This is a genomic window from Pseudotabrizicola sp., from assembly GCF_030684215.1.
Classification (GTDB): Bacteria; Pseudomonadota; Alphaproteobacteria; order Rhodobacterales; family Rhodobacteraceae; genus Pseudotabrizicola.
On record NZ_JAUXOV010000057.1, the window covers coordinates 1 to 13,823 of the forward strand.

At 59.8% G+C, this 13,823-nt stretch carries 12 protein-coding genes, 5 pseudogenes and 1 other annotated feature; of the genes and pseudogenes, 11 read left to right on the top strand and 6 right to left on the bottom strand.

Annotation, left to right across the window (positions count from 1 at the left end):
• A partial coding sequence (locus tag Q8K08_RS11665) for a transposase (protein WP_370870546.1) occupies positions 1-183 on the top strand: 183 nt, incomplete at its 5' end.
• Here the strand turns inward: Q8K08_RS11665 and Q8K08_RS11670 are convergent.
• A protein-coding gene (locus tag Q8K08_RS11670) for an IS3 family transposase (protein ID WP_305250167.1) occupies positions 180-1,327 on the bottom strand; the annotation gives its coding sequence in 2 pieces (ribosomal slippage) (positions 180-1,069 and positions 1,069-1,327; 1,149 coding nt in all). The genes Q8K08_RS11665 and Q8K08_RS11670 overlap by 4 nt on opposite strands.
• Positions 1,328-1,388: 61 nt before the next feature.
• Here Q8K08_RS11670 and Q8K08_RS11675 point away from each other — a divergent pair.
• Both Q8K08_RS11675 and Q8K08_RS11680 read left to right on the top strand, forming a co-directional pair.
• Positions 1,389-2,428, top strand: a pseudogene (locus tag Q8K08_RS11675) (IS3 family transposase); the annotation flags it as partial.
• Positions 1,442-1,597, top strand: a sequence feature (AL1L pseudoknot). Its footprint overlaps the pseudogene before it by 156 nt.
• Before the next feature lie 185 nt (positions 2,429-2,613).
• Positions 2,614-2,838: pseudogene (locus Q8K08_RS11680) on the top strand (DUF411 domain-containing protein); the annotation flags it as partial.
• A gap of 115 nt (positions 2,839-2,953) precedes the next feature.
• Here Q8K08_RS11680 and Q8K08_RS11685 read toward each other — a convergent pair.
• Both Q8K08_RS11685 and Q8K08_RS11690 read right to left on the bottom strand, forming a co-directional pair.
• Entirely contained in the window at positions 2,954-4,357 is a 1,404-nt protein-coding gene (locus Q8K08_RS11685) for an ATP-binding protein (RefSeq protein WP_305250168.1), read from the bottom strand.
• Complete coding sequence (locus Q8K08_RS11690; protein WP_304802593.1) at positions 4,354-5,076, bottom strand: response regulator; 723 nt, start codon at positions 5,074-5,076, stop codon at positions 4,354-4,356. Before Q8K08_RS11690 ends, Q8K08_RS11685 begins: the two co-directional genes overlap by 4 nt.
• Before the next feature lie 184 nt (positions 5,077-5,260).
• On the opposite strand from Q8K08_RS11690, the gene Q8K08_RS11695 reads away from it, so the two are divergent.
• From Q8K08_RS11695 to Q8K08_RS11710, 4 genes and pseudogenes are all read left to right on the top strand, one after another.
• Complete coding sequence (locus Q8K08_RS11695) at positions 5,261-5,737, top strand: EF-hand domain-containing protein (protein WP_305250169.1); 477 nt, start codon at positions 5,261-5,263, stop codon at positions 5,735-5,737.
• Positions 5,738-5,944: 207 nt separating this feature from the next.
• The gene (locus Q8K08_RS11700) at positions 5,945-6,331 is read left to right on the top strand and encodes a DUF302 domain-containing protein (protein WP_305250170.1); all 387 of its coding nucleotides are present in this window, start codon (positions 5,945-5,947) and stop codon (positions 6,329-6,331) included.
• Positions 6,331-6,855, top strand: a complete 525-nt coding sequence (locus Q8K08_RS11705) for a hypothetical protein (RefSeq protein ID WP_305250171.1) — start codon at positions 6,331-6,333, stop codon at positions 6,853-6,855. The genes Q8K08_RS11700 and Q8K08_RS11705 overlap by 1 nt, the downstream gene beginning before the upstream one ends.
• A gap of 214 nt (positions 6,856-7,069) precedes the next feature.
• A pseudogene (locus Q8K08_RS11710) lies at positions 7,070-7,336 on the top strand (amino acid permease); the annotation flags it as partial.
• Between the two features lie 27 nt (positions 7,337-7,363).
• Here Q8K08_RS11710 and Q8K08_RS21990 read toward each other — a convergent pair.
• A pseudogene (locus Q8K08_RS21990) lies at positions 7,364-7,657 on the bottom strand (transposase); the annotation flags it as partial.
• A gap of 132 nt (positions 7,658-7,789) precedes the next feature.
• Between Q8K08_RS21990 and Q8K08_RS11715 the strand changes: the two are divergent.
• The 3 genes from Q8K08_RS11715 to Q8K08_RS11725 all read left to right on the top strand — a co-directional run bounded on the left by Q8K08_RS11715 (position 7,790) and on the right by Q8K08_RS11725 (position 11,263).
• Positions 7,790-8,815 (top strand): IS110 family transposase, encoded by a 1,026-nt coding sequence (locus Q8K08_RS11715; protein ID WP_305250173.1) that lies wholly within the window; start codon positions 7,790-7,792, stop codon positions 8,813-8,815.
• Positions 8,816-9,255: 440 nt separating this feature from the next.
• Complete coding sequence (locus Q8K08_RS11720; protein WP_304802466.1) at positions 9,256-10,338, top strand: PleD family two-component system response regulator; 1,083 nt, start codon at positions 9,256-9,258, stop codon at positions 10,336-10,338.
• A 637-nt stretch (positions 10,339-10,975) separates the two neighbouring features.
• Positions 10,976-11,263 carry a multicopper oxidase domain-containing protein gene (locus tag Q8K08_RS11725; protein WP_370654164.1) on the top strand — a complete coding sequence of 96 codons (288 nt, stop codon included), beginning with the start codon at positions 10,976-10,978 and terminating at the stop codon, positions 11,261-11,263.
• Positions 11,264-11,275: 12 nt separating this feature from the next.
• On the opposite strand, the gene Q8K08_RS11730 is transcribed toward Q8K08_RS11725, so the two are convergent.
• The gene (locus Q8K08_RS11730) at positions 11,276-12,826 is read right to left on the bottom strand and encodes a phospholipase D family protein (protein ID WP_305250174.1); all 1,551 of its coding nucleotides are present in this window, start codon (positions 12,824-12,826) and stop codon (positions 11,276-11,278) included.
• A complete protein-coding gene (locus Q8K08_RS11735) occupies positions 12,826-13,551 on the bottom strand; it encodes an endonuclease/exonuclease/phosphatase family protein (protein WP_304802472.1) in 726 nt (241 codons plus the stop codon). The genes Q8K08_RS11730 and Q8K08_RS11735 overlap by 1 nt, the downstream gene beginning before the upstream one ends.
• Before the next feature lie 199 nt (positions 13,552-13,750).
• Here Q8K08_RS11735 and Q8K08_RS11740 point away from each other — a divergent pair.
• Positions 13,751-13,823: pseudogene (locus Q8K08_RS11740) on the top strand (IS6 family transposase); the annotation flags it as partial.

Here is a 13,823-nt window from a genome sequence, read left to right on the forward strand (position 1 = left end):
AGCGACGCAGCAGCGCATGCTGCGATCGCCAGCAAATTGGGCTGTTCGCCAGACAGTCTTCGCGATTGGGTTCGTCAGGCCCAACGTGATGGCGGCGAGCGGCCGGGACCGACCAGTGCCGAGAAGGCCCGGATCAAGGAACTTGAGCGTGGCCTGTTGCCGGTTTCGTGGACAGCAGGTTAAGCTAGTATAGCGCGGGCCTCGAACTCCATGGGGCTGATGTAGCCCAGTTTCGAATGCCGTCTGCGCGGGTTGTAGAAGCGCTCGATGTAGTCGAACACGTCGGCGCGGGCTTCGTCGCGGGTGCGATAGACCTTGCGGTTGGTCCGTTCGATTTTCAGCGAGGAAAAGAAGCTTTCCATTGCCGAGTTGTCCCATGCGTTGCCGGCCCGGCTCATCGAGCAGGTGATCCCGTTGTCAGCCAGCAGGCGCTGGAACTGCTCGCTGGTGTATTGCGACCCCTGGTCCGAATGGTGGAGAAGCGCATCGGCCTTGCCGCGGCGCCAGACGGCCATCATCAGGGCATCCATGACCAGAGTGGCATCCCTCTCGGCCTTCATCGACCAGCCGACCACACGGCGAGAGAACAGGTCCAGCACGACCGCCACATACAGCCAGCCCTGGGCGGTCCAGATGTAGGTAAAGTCGGCCAGCCACTTCTGGTTCGGGCGATCCGCTTCGAAGTCCCGGTCGAGGATGTTATCTGCGATCACCGACCGTTCGCCATCGTCTTGGGGCTTTCCGCGCCGTTTTGGGCGTGCTTTCAACGCGTTCTGGCGCATCAACCGCTCGATCCGATGAAGGCCGCAGATAAACCCCTCTTCAATGACGTCATGCCAGACACGGCGGGCGCCATAGGTTCGATCACTGGCCTTGAAGCTATTGTCGATTGCCACAACGAGCTTCGCATCAAGGGTCGCCCGGTCGCTGAGAGGGCGGTTCAGCCATGCATGGAAACCCGAGCGTAAGACCTCCAGAACCTCGCACATCCAAGTGACCGGCCAGATATGGCGGTGTTTCGCGATGAAGGCGAACCTCATGTCGCTTCCCTCGCAAAGAATGCCGCGGCTTTTTTTAGGATGTCACGCTCCGCCTTGAGCTTGGCGACCTCTTTCTTCAGGGCTGCGATCTCTGCCTGCTCGGCTCGCTGCTGGCCATTGCCGGGGAACGCCGTGATCGGGGCCACTGCGGCCTCCCGCACCCAACGTCGCAGCACGCTCTCGGCCAGATCGAGATCCCGGGCTGCCTGTGCCACCGCAACGCCCCGCTCTGTCACCAGCTTCACAGCCTCAAACTTGAACTCCTTCGTGAACTTCCGTCTTACCATGTCCGATCTCCGATTCCTTGGTCACGATCTTATCTTCGTGTCCACGAAACCGGCAGCAGGCCAGCGTGAAGTACGCGAGCTTCGGCAGGCTAATGAGATCCTGAAGAAGGCCTCGGCGTATTTTGCGATGGCCCCTCTCGCGGTTTGAAGTCAAACCGCTGCCGGGCAGCGGGAGCTCGACCGCCCGTTTCGCAAGTGATTGCTTTTATTGAGGAACACCGTGGGGTGTATGGGGTCGAGCCGATGTGTAAGATGTTACAGATCGCCCCATCCACCTATTATGAGCGGCGCGCCATCGCGCGTGATCCTGATCGGGCGTCAGTGCGGGCGAAGGCTGACGCTGATCTCTGCGTCAAGATCGATGCTGCCTGGAAGAACAACCGCAAGCTCTACGGCGCGCGGAAGATCTGGCATGTCTTGCTCAGAGACAATCAGGAGGTTGCACGATGCACTGTGGAACGGTTGATGCGCCGTTTGGGCCTGAAGGGCGTGCTCCGGGGCAAAAAGGTTGTCACAACCAATCCGGACAGCGCGCAGCCGTGCCCCGACGACAAAGTGAACCGCGTGTTCAAAGCGGATCGGCCCAATCAACTCTGGGTGTCCGATTTCACCTATGTGCAAACCTGGTCGGGAACGGTGTATGTGGCCTTCGTCATTGATGTCTTTGCACGCCGCATCGTCGGCTGGCGGGTCTCGACATCCATGGCGACCCAGTTCGTCCTCGACGCCTTGGAGCAAGCGATCTGGCAAAGAAAAACGCCTGATAACAAGGATTTAATCCATCACTCGGATCGCGGATCACAATATCTGTCGATCAAATACACCGAACGGCTCATCGAAGTCGGCATAGACCCGTCCGTCGGAACGGTCGGCGACTCTTATGACAATGCTCTCGCTGAATGTGTCATCGGGCTTTTCAAAACCGAGGTCATCAACCAGATCGGCCCATGGAAATCGATACGCGAAGTCGAATGGGAGACGCTGAAATGGGTCGACTGGTATAACAACCGCCGGCTGCTCGGCCCAATCAGCTACGTCCCGCCAGCAGAAGCAGAGGAGGCGTTCTATCAAAATCTGAACACACTCGATATGGTCGCCTGAAAAATGAACAAATCACCCTCCGGTAAACCCGGGGCGGTTCAGTCCGACTTCCGGGGGGTAACTTAGTCCGCTCCCTTGTTCATGTAATTGCGCGGGCTGAGCAGCTTGGTCGCTGCAGGCATGTCGCTGGCGATGGTAACTTCGACCGCCGCATCAAAGACCATATTTCGGGGGATCTTGCATAGTGCCACACCTCGACCGCTGCAGGCTATGTGCTGGAAGGCTATTTGCCCGCCGTCGATATCCGCCGGCTGCTTTTGGAGCGGCCCGTTGTTATCGGCCTCGCGGTCCCAGGCATGCCCTACGGCTCGCCGGGTAGGGGTCTGGAAACCGAGCGCGAGGCCTATGACGTGATCCTGATCGGGAAAGATCGCAGCACTTCAATGTTCACGAGCTATCCAGCCGCGTGACGCCGTCCCATGGGTAGTTCTGTCGCTGGCGGTTGATGTATCCGGCCTTGTTGAAACTGAAGCTTTGGTCGACCTGGCCATTTTCATATTATGGATAGGCCGAATAGATGACCGATCAAGCAGTTTCCGTTGGCAGGGTCACAAGAGCCTCGAGTCCCCCTTGGAGGTGGTTGCGCAGTATAATGGTCCCACCATGCGCATGAATGATTGTCCGGGCGATGGCGAGGCCCAGACCGACGCCGCCGGTATCGCGGTTGCGGGATCCTTCAAGGCGGACGAATGGCTCGAACACGGCCTCCAGTTGGTCCTCCGGCAATCCCGGACCTTTGTCTGCGATGGTAATGGTCACCGTGCCCGGCTCCTGCGCCAGTGCCACCTGCGCCGCGCCGCCATAGCGCACCGCATTGTCGATCAGGTTACGCAGCGCGCGGTTCATCGCCGAGGGACGGATTGTAACGGGCAGGGGTAGTGACGGGACCAGCGTTGCCCTTTCGCCGCCGACATCGCCCACCAGATCCGCGAGAAGTGCTGCGAGGTCGACGTCAGAAGGGGATTCCGCCTTCGCGACCCCTCGTGCAAATTCCAGCGTGGCCTCGACCATGGCCTGCATTTCCCCGACCAGTGCTTTCAGCCGGAAGCTGTCTTCGGTGTCATCCAGCATTTCAATCCGCAGGCGCATGGCAGTCAGGGGTGAGCGCAGATCGTGGCTGAGCGCGGCAAGCATATGCGTGCGCTCATTCACGAAACGGGTCAGCCGGTCTTTCATCCGGTTGAAGGCCTGTGTGGTTTCCTGCACTTCCGATGGACCCGCCAATGGTAGCGGGTCTGCCTCAAGGCCGCGTCCCAACCGGTCAGCACCGATGGCGAGGGCGCGCATCGGGCCGACGACACGCCGCGCGGTCCACCATGCCACAAGCGCGACTGCCACCGCCATCAAAACAAGCGGCAACAAGGCCTGTGGCGACAGTTGCAAGCCCGGACGATGAAACATCGTGCTGACATTCAGCCAGTCGCCCCCCGCCAGCCGGATGGAAAGCGTCAGTTCAACGGGCTCGATCCGCCCGGCCGTCATTGCATCGTGCATCGGGCGCATGTTGGCGGGAATACCGTCCGGCATCGGAAGGGACACGGGGGAGGGGACATGAACATCGGCGCGTACTTCGCGTTCCGGGTCGCCCAAGATCTGGCGGATCTGGCGCAAAACCACGTCCGAGTCGGCGCTGTCATGCAGCGCTTCCGGCTCTGGCCCGATCTCAAACCTGACCAAAGGCGAATTTGCTGCCCGCAGGATGGACGAGCGCAGGTCCGCTGGCGCACTGTCCAAAAGCAAAACCACATTTGCAGCACGTCCTGCCGCCTCCAGCCCAAGGGCCGCGCGCACCGCGCGGTTCCGCTCGTCAGTCAACAAATGAAGTCCAAGCCCATGTGTGATGGCCAGTGCCAAAAGCAGCATGACCAGCAACTGCCCGCCAAGTGATTGCGGGAACAGCCCGCGCAGAAGGTTGGGGCGCAGTGTCATGGCAACGTCCTAACATCTGCTGCAAGGCTGTAACCACCGCCCCAGACTGTGGCGATCAGCGTGGGCTTGGCCGGATCGACCTCGATCTTACGGCGCAACCGGCTGATCTGGTTGTCGATTGTGCGGTCGAATACCTGTGCGGCGCGTCCCGAGGTCAGATCAAGCAGTTGCTCGCGGCTAAGCACGAAGCGGGGCCGTTCCAGAAAGACCGTCAGCAGGCGGAACTCGGCGGTGGTCAACGCGACCTCGGTTCCGCCCGCTTCGGTCAGGGTCCGGCGGTCGGTATCAAGCACCCAGCGGTCAAAGACCATCCGGTGCCCGGCAAGACTGCCGCCCACCACTTCCCCCCGGTCGGACCGGCGCAGGATCGCCTTTATCCGGGCCAGCAACTCACGCGGGTTGAAGGGTTTGGGCAGATAGTCATCCGCACCCACCTCCAGACCCACGATGCGGTCGGTCTCGTCGCCGAGGGCGGTCAGCATCAAAATCGGAATCTCGCCTTGCGCGCGCAGGCGTCGGCACACCGACAGTCCATCTTCGCCTGGCATCATCACGTCCAGCACGATCAGATCGAACTGGCCCACCTTCATCGCTGCATCCATCGTAACCGCATCGGCGGCAGAGGTCGCGCGCATGCCGTTCTTTTCCAGATACTTTACCAGTGCATCGCGGATCTCGCGGTGGTCATCAACGATCAGGATATGGGGCGGTTGGGTCATCATCTTGTCTCCTGATGGCGACCCTAGCCGAACCTGCAGGCCTTGCGGACAGAAGTTTGTCGCAAACCTCTCTCAACCCCCGTTCTTGCGACAGATTGATACAAAACAGGCGGCCCCCTGACAAACCTGTGGGACACCTGTCCCCCAGATTGGACCCATCGCAATCTGATCCAGGAGAAACAGAATGAAACGTTCGACAAAATTTGCCCTCGCAACCGTTGCCGTCCTTGGTGTGGCCGCAGTCGCCGTGCCGGTCGTGGCCCAACAGGGTCAGATGCAGCATGGCAATATGCAACATGGCGGCATGATGGGCGGGGGAATGGGCATGATGGGCGGCGGCCATAGCTATGCCATGGCCACGTTCGACACCAATAAGGACGGCACACTTAGCCCCGAGGAAATGGCGGTCGGAATTCAGGCGGAACTCAAGACCTATGACACCGACGGCAACGGCACCTTGTCGCTGGAGGAATTCGCGGTAATGCATGCGGCCCATATGCGCCCAATGACCGTGCGTGCCTTCCAGATGCACGACGCCGATGGCGACGGACAGGTGACCGATGCTGAAATGGCCGCCATGGCCGCGATGATGCAAAGCCACATGGGCGTGCAGCGGGGCGGCATGCAGGGCATGGGCCATGGCATGATGGGCAACAACTGACACGCGGCTTTCTGCCGCCAACCGAACAAATCTCCCGTTGGCGGCAGAGATCCCAACACAGATCAGGAGGCTAAGATGATGAACGGGTATGGTATGGGTTTGGGCATGGGCTTTGGTTGGCTCTGGATGATTGTCATCCTTGTGTTGGTCGGCCTCGCGATTGCGGCGCTGGTCAAATACCTGCGCAAATAGACGAAGGAAAATCCGATGGACTATACGATCAACCGGCTGATCACAGGCGTGGATTTTGACGCGGTGGACGCGCGGACCCGTGCCGCACTGGCCGCACATGGTTTTGGTGTTCTGACCGAGATCGACGTCAAGGCGACGATGAAGAAAAAGCTGGATGTGGATATGCCCGCCTATCGCATCCTCGGCGCCTGCAATCCGAAGATGGCGCATCAAGCGATTGGCATCGAGCCACGGGTCGGCGCGATGCTGCCCTGCAACGTCATCCTCCGGGAAGTCGAGGGCGGTGTAGAGGTCAGCGCCGTTGATCCAGTGGCGTCGATGCAAGCGATCGAAAACTCCGAATTGACGGCCGTTGCGGGCGAGGTGCGGGACCTTCTGGCGAAGGCCGTCAATGCGATCTGATGGAACGCCGCAGCAAGAAGATGGCGCGCGACGTCGTTTCTGGCGACCGCGTGCGCCCTGATAGTGTTTGGGGAGCGCCCGAACTGCCAGTCGTCTACTTCTCGTTCGTTCTGCATTTCGTCTGGGAGTTCGTTCAGGTTCCGACTTATACCGGCATGGCCGAGATGCCTCATTGGGAGGCGATAAAGCTCTGCATGTCGGCAACCTTTGGCGATGTTGGCTTCGCGCTGACGGCGTTCTGGCTTGCCTCTCTGGCGGCCCGCAGACGGGACTGGATGCTTCGACCAGCGCGCTTCCCGGCCGCGATCTTTGTGGCCGTCGGTATCGTCCTGACCGTTGGGTTTGAGTACTACTACACCAATATCAGCCTGCGCTGGACTTATTCCGATCTGATGCCGCTTGTGCCGCCTTTCGGCACAGGATTGAGTCCGCTTTTGCAATGGCTTGTCGTTCCGATCCTGGTGGTCTGGCTGACCCGTCGTCATCTCCTCGGCGCGCAGGCCATATACGATGCCAATGTGTGAAAGTAGTCTCCCAAGTGCCCGCTGCCGCCACTGGCCAGCCGCGTGGACGGGCTGACGTGCGCGTCGTTTCGGCGCTTTGCCTGCGCGCTTTCCAAACTGAACGGGGCTGCGGCGTCCTCAACCGCCGGACATGGTTAGTGCTCGGCCTTGGGCTTGTGCCGGTATTGCGGCATTCTTGGGCGGTGGTGCGATACAAGCCCGAAAAGGAAAACTGATGACGGGCGATTACGAAATGAACAGCATCACCCTAGCGGGCGCGGTGGCGAAGGGCATTGGCGTGATGATCGGCGCAGGAATCTTCGCGCTGACCGGGCAGATCGCCGAGCTTGCCGGGCCGCTCTTCCCGCTTTCTTTCGTCGTGGGCGCCATCGTGACTGCGTTCAGCGCCTAAACCTATATCAAGATGTCGAACGCGTTTCCGTCTGCCGGCGGCATCGGGATGATCCTGAAGAAGGCCTACGGACCGACGACGGTCGCTGCAGCGCTGTGCGGCCGGTTTCAGAACTGGATTGTGACAGACGGCTGCAAGTGCGGTCTGGAACAAGACATGCCAAGGTGAGCGCCGCCCTCCTGCAAGTGCTCGTCTTCCTTGCATCGCACCACTGTCGTGTGGAACAGGTGCAAGGCCGGTCATGGATGCGGCCTCGCCCGATGTCATCCGGCCGAGTTTTGGCATTTCTGCGATCAGCATGGCCGCGGAGACCGGGCCAATCCCGGGGATGGACCGCAGGAGCCTTGCCTTTGCTGCCGAAGTTTCTTCCTGCGCCCTGCCGAATTCTACCACAAAAGGCAGTTTCCACACATGGGGTAATCGCGGGAGCGAGTCGCCGAGGCCGTCATGCCATCAGGTTTTGAGCAGGCGGTTGTTCCCCGATAGGATGCAGATACGGGTTCACGATGGACACCGGGCCCAGACATCGAATGGAGAACAACCATGTGCGACTATATTGGTCTGGACGTATCCCTGAAAGAGACGGCGATTTCGGTGCGCCGCGGCAGCCGGCGGGTCTGGCGCGGCAAATGCCCCTCAGACCCAGCGGCGATTGCTGCGGCCCTTCGGCGACACGCGCCAGAGGCAAAACGTGTTGTCTTCGAGACCGGCCCGCTGTCCGTGTGGTTCTTCCATGCCCTGAGCGCCGAAGGACTGCCCGCGATCTGCATCGACGCACGGCACGCGAAGGCCGCGCTCGACATGGCGCCGAACAAGACCGATGCCAACGATGCCGACGGTCTGGCCCACCTGGCCGAGATCGGCTTTTTCCGCGAGGTCCGCGTGAAGGGCTACGACAGCATGCTGGTCCGCACCCTGGTTGCGGCCCGCAGACGCCTGGTCCGGATTTCGACCGAGCTGTCCAACCAGATCCGGGGCCTGATGAAGACGTTCGGTTTGGTCGTCCCGGGTGCCAAGGGAGGCCGGTTCGAAGCAGAGGTTCGTCGGCTCCTTGCGGGACAGGTCAGCCTCGAACCTGTCCTCCTGCCGCTGCTGGAGGCCTGGACCGCCGTCCGGGGCCGCGCCGCCGAACTCGGCCGCCAGCTGCTGCGCCGCGCCCGGCACAGCGAGGCCTGCCAGCGTCTGATGTCGATCCCCGGTATCGGAGCGATCACCGCGACATCCTTCACGACGGCCATCGAAGACCCGGCTAACTTCCGGAACTCCCGGTCGGTCGGAGCCTGGATCGGCCTGACCACACGGCGCTATCAATCCGGCGAGGTCGATTATGACGGGCACATCTCTCGGCGTGGCGATGCCCATCTGCGGGGCCTGCTCTACGAGGCGGCCACGGTGGTTCTGACCCGCACCAGCGCCGAGAGCGCGCTAAGAACCTTGGGGTTGAAGCTGCGCGAAAGGATCGGCTTCAAGCGGGCCGCCATTGCCGTGGCGCGCAAGCTCGCGGTCATCATGCATGCCATGCTGAAATCTGGCCAGTCTTTCAACCGCGAAGCCGAAGCCATGTCCTGATCTGAACCCACCCGCGTCGGCATCCTGACGCGTCGAGGCGTCCCTGCCGGGGACGTGGCCCGAACCATTCCGCCGAGGCTGTTGCACCATCACCCAACGGACGATGCGTGCGCTTCACACATTGGAAGGTTCGCCCGCGAAGCCCCACCATGCGGCGGCACATGCCGACCGCGAAGATGACACTGCTCCCGGCAAACGATGCTTCTCGGCACAAACAAGGCCTTGCAAAATGACATGCGATTAGATGACAGCCTCGGTGACATGCTGCCATACAATCTTAAGGCGCGCCCATATATCAGTACTCGCCTGCCTCAAAAGCGCCCAATTTCATGCCGAGACTAGGATAGAAGAAGATCCGTATGGCAAGTTACAGAAGCGATTTCGCTTTGTGAATCTAAAACTCTGGCGGTGTGAACAGGCAGATCTGAGGACAATCTGATATGAAAATTCTTGCCGTTGATGACGATCCCGTCTTTCTAAATATTCTAGGTTTGGTTCTGGATGAAGCTGGCTATCAAGATCTGACATTCGCATCAGACGCTGTAGAGGCACTAGAGTTGATTGCACGTGACGATACTTTGTTTGAGTGCTTTTTGCTGGACATTTTGATGCCTGGCATTGACGGCCTGGAGCTGTGTTCGCGGGTACGCGCTATGCCGCGATATGGACAGACTCCGATCTTGATGCTGACCTCAGCAACCGACGAGATTTCAATTGATCGCGCAATGACCCTTGGGGCGACGGACTATGTTACCAAGCCTTTGCAGGGTATTCAGCTTGGCGCCCGTATTCGAAGCGCTGCTATTTTGAATGAACAGATGGGCAAAACGCTCGCCCTTCAGGACAAGGTCCATCGACTGGAAACCACGATTTCAAGCTTCTCGCGCTCGTCATTTAGCGATGTCCTTGAAATCCTATCTGTGCCGCATTGCCTTATGCCAGACCAGCTTGAAATGTCGCTGATGGCCTTACCAAACGGGGTCTATGCTATCAGTACCTTTGCACTGCGGATCGAAGATGCCGAGGATTTGTACAGCCGGTTTGCGCCACGCGACATTGGTGATGTTATTACAGCAGTCGCCGCGCATATCGAGGCGCAGCTTGGTGTAACCAGAAATCGCTTTGCCTATTATGGCAACGGCATTTTTGGCTGTGTCGTTTTTGCTCGCAGCGGCCGCATGTTTGCTGAACTGAGAGTAAATCGGTTTGGGATCGACCCCACAGTGTCAATGAGCGGTATCGTTTGCGGGCTTGACTCTGTTCGACTTCATTCCGACCAACAAGACCACGTGTTGCCCCTGCTTTCGGGGCAGCAAGCCGTAAGTGCATTGGAGCATGCCGTCGCTAAAGTCTCTAGACATGATACCCAAGTGTTGATTGCGGAGGAAAACCATGTTGGCGCAAACAGATTGGAGCCAGTGAAAGCACTGCTAGCCGATAACATGCACGATATTGAAGGCATATTGAGCAATATCTTCTTGGATTACGATGTTCCGAGAAAAACATCCCAAGCCATGGCTTGACCCAAGCGGCTGGCCTTTGAGCATCCCCGGCACGGCTTGATCCGATGGGCGATGGGCGTTGGTTTGTATGAGGTTTTGACGCGGATAAAGGACAGCCACTAAAGAGGAGGTGTGGGCTGAGCCCTTCTTATTGATCGAAGCCGTGCTTTCGTTCCCGCGTTTCGCGTCTGCGGGGCAGTGCCAGAACAGAGTTCTTGAGCGATCTGACCTTGCCGCCCAGGCAGCCCAGATGACAAAACCAAGCGCCTCCCGGTACTTTAAGACCTCCCCACCACAGACACCGATACGCTCAAAGTGAACAAACTAGACCGCCCGATCTTTGATGATGAAGCTGCCCTCGATGCACTAGCCAGCAATTCTAGAGTTGGTAGCCATCCGGGGCTGCCGTTGCATGTAGCGATGCTCAAGGCCGCATATGCCCAGTATTGTGCAGTCAACGGTGATGTCAGGGCTGTGACACCGGTGGCTCTACCCGAACAAACTGCGGCTCATCTTCGCGTAAATTACGCGTCTCCCCCAATGGCACGAGCGCATATTAAAGCAATGCGAGAAAGTTGTAGCTCAAGAACGTGCTCGATGATTATCGGGTTCAGGCGGCACACGCTGCTTCCGCTGGACGATTGCCAGCAAGCCCGATATGTCGTTACGCTTGGCCACCGCCCCTCACCTGTGTTTTCGCAACAACATTTCGTTGTTCGCCATAGGATGCAAGATGACCGCTCCTAAATCGCCTTATGCCGCTATCCCGGCCCAAGATCGTCCACAAGCGGATGCTGCGCCGCAGCGCGACACCGTGCAGGTGCTTTCGATGGCCACGGTTACCGTGGCGGTAGATGCGGGCGAGGCAGCGCGCTGGATGCTGTATTGCCACCACATGCCGCACCTGTCGACCGGCATGATGACCGAGTTCGCGGTGTCAGCCTGAACGGAGCTGACGTCACAGATACGCCTGGATCGGCAAGAGCCCGACCAACCATGAAATCGCCCGCTGCAGCTTGCTCGCCTCGGGTTCCACATACATCAACTTGGGCAGACCGGGTCGCGCTACTGTCCATTGCAGCGCATGATCGGGGCGCGATACGGTATAGGCCTGATCTGGGGCGCTAAGTGCGTCGATCATGCCTGTGATGTCTGCCACCAAAGTGGGGTGTTCGAACAACAATCCCAACTCCGTGTTGGTGAAGGCCGAGCGCAGATCGAAGTTGAGCGAGCCGACGATAGCCTGTCGCCCGTCGATTACGAACACCTTGGAATGCAACATATCGCGTTTTCGGCCATTCTTCGGCAAAGGCGAGAATTCATGGATAGACCCTCCCGCCGCCAGCAGCGCGCCTCGGTAGCGCCGGTAGGCGCCGTAAACCAGCAGCATGTCAGTCGCCGCCAGCGCGTTCGTCAGCAGGCTGATCTTGACGCCCCGCGCCGCAAGCGCGGTCAACCCCGAAATCCCCGCCTGACCGGGCACGAAATAGGGGGTGATCAGCCGAACCTCGGACTGGGCGTTTGTCAGAATATCGGCGATGGCCGTCGACATCCAGGCGGCAGAGTGGTTGCCGTAAGCCTTGTCAGGCGGGTCGGCGAGAAGTTGCACCTTGTCGGTCCAGTGCAGCCGCCCGGCCAGAACTGCCTCTGGTGTGCGACTGTCCAGCGTCCGGGCCAGATAGTGGCGTGACGGGGCCGACCCGACGTGGCGGGCCAGCCGGTGGCGAAAGGCGGTCCGGTTCAGCTTGAAGCCGGGCCATAGCGCGAGGATCGGCATCGAAAGCCCAAGGTTCCAATAGCTGTCAAACAGCGCCGCCACAGCGTCCACCTTGGGCCCAACCAGCAGCATATCGGCGTCAACCGAGTTGCGGGTGTCGGCGTCTAGGGTCGCAAAATAGGTGTCGGCGATATTGCGCCCGCCGATGATCGCCAACCGCCCGTCGGCAATCCACAGCTTGCCATGCATCCGGCGGTTGAACCGCGCCAGCCCCAGCAGCATCTCGAAGGTGCGGCGAACAACATGGCCCCGGTTGCGCGTCGGATTGAACAGCCGCACCTCGATCTGCGGGTGCTGGGTCAGTGCCAGAAACGCCGGATCAAAGCCCTGCACATTCACATCGTCTAGCAGCAGGCGAACGCGCACGCCCCGGTCCGCCGCCGCAACAAGGGCGTCAAGCAGCAGCCAGCCGGTCACATCGGTGCGCCAGATGTAATACATCAAATCCAGACTACGCCCCGCCTGTGCCGCCGATAGGGCGCGGGCGGCAAACGCGTCGGCATTGTCTAGCAGGGTCGCGAGGCCGGACTGGCATGGGAACTGCGCCTCCAATGGGTCAATTAAAGTATCGAGCTTTGTAGGAACGTCCCCACGGCCAAGTGACTTTGATACAGGCCCGCGCGACTTTCGCAGGAATCGCCTGTAGGACCGATGCGCCAGCCAAGATGCGAAGCCGGTCGCCGCTGCGCCAACCACAATCCACATCAAAACCTGAACTGCCAGTAGCGTCATCAAAGCCCTTTTGCCGTTTCAGGGGTCAGCCGCAGCCGGGCCTTGATTGGCAGATGGTCCGACGCGCGGCGTGCCAGAGCGCTGTCATGAGTGGCAATATCCAGAAGCTCGCCCTGAATGCAGGTCATCATCCGGTCGAGTGCCAGCAGCGGGTAACGCGAGGGGAAACTGGGGCGCGCAGGCCCGATGGTAAACTGCTCAGCCAGAGTTTTCAGCGAGGCACTGTTGCCGCGCCATTCGTTCAGATCCCCCATCAAAAGTGTTGGCCGCGGCTCAAGGCTGCCAATCTTGTCAACCAGAGCCCGCGCTTGTGCCGCGCGCGAGCCGGGCAGCAGCCCCAGATGCGCGTTCACCACCCGCAACGGCTGGTCGTCGATCATCAAGTCTGTCACCAGCGCGCCGCGCGGCTCGAACCCCGGCAGGATCAGCTGGTGGACCTCATGCACCAAAGCATTGCGGACCAGCAGCAAGTTGCCGTGCCAGCCATGCGCGGCACCGACACCGTCCAGCGGCACCGCGATCAGCCCCAGATCGCGCCGGATACTTTCCAGATCAAGCAGCCCGGTGCGCGTGCCAAAGCGGGTGTCCGCCTCTTGCAAGGCCAGTATATCGGCCCCGATTTCGGAAATCACCGCAACCGTTCGCGCCAGATCACGCCGCCGATCAGTGCCAATACCTTTGTGGATATTGTAGGAGGCCACGGAAAGGTCGCGCGGTGATGTCATCTGCAGATTGTTCTCGCGGCAGGGGCCATCCCTGACACATGATATGGGGATGCGATGGGTTTGGCCAATGATGTTCGGCGCATCTTCCTGCTTGCACCATTGATAGATTGCGGGCGTGACAGAAATCTGCATCCCAACTGAAGGTCTTGTCAGACGAAAGTTGGTTGAGATCGACCAGGCGTCTGCATAGGTTCGCCGGATGACAAAACCCAGCCCTTTTCGCTATTTCAAGATCAGTCCCGAAGTCATCCGTCTGGCGGTGATGCTCTACG

Coding starts and splice junctions, on each gene's coding strand:
- Q8K08_RS11685 (WP_305250168.1), bottom strand. CDS start 4,357: ATGACACTGCGCCCCAACCTTCTGCGCGGGCTGTTCCCGCAATCACTT.
- Q8K08_RS11690 (WP_304802593.1), bottom strand. CDS start 5,076: ATGACCCAACCGCCCCATATCCTGATCGTTGATGACCACCGCGAGATC.
- Q8K08_RS11695 (WP_305250169.1), top strand. CDS start 5,261: ATGAAACGTTCGACAAAATTTGCCCTCGCAACCGTTGCCGTCCTTGGT.
- Q8K08_RS11700 (WP_305250170.1), top strand. CDS start 5,945: ATGGACTATACGATCAACCGGCTGATCACAGGCGTGGATTTTGACGCG.
- Q8K08_RS11705 (WP_305250171.1), top strand. CDS start 6,331: ATGGAACGCCGCAGCAAGAAGATGGCGCGCGACGTCGTTTCTGGCGAC.
- Q8K08_RS11715 (WP_305250173.1), top strand. CDS start 7,790: ATGTGCGACTATATTGGTCTGGACGTATCCCTGAAAGAGACGGCGATT.
- Q8K08_RS11720 (WP_304802466.1), top strand. CDS start 9,256: ATGAAAATTCTTGCCGTTGATGACGATCCCGTCTTTCTAAATATTCTA.
- Q8K08_RS11725 (WP_370654164.1), top strand. CDS start 10,976: ATGTCGTTACGCTTGGCCACCGCCCCTCACCTGTGTTTTCGCAACAAC.
- Q8K08_RS11730 (WP_305250174.1), bottom strand. CDS start 12,826: ATGACGCTACTGGCAGTTCAGGTTTTGATGTGGATTGTGGTTGGCGCA.
- Q8K08_RS11735 (WP_304802472.1), bottom strand. CDS start 13,551: ATGACATCACCGCGCGACCTTTCCGTGGCCTCCTACAATATCCACAAA.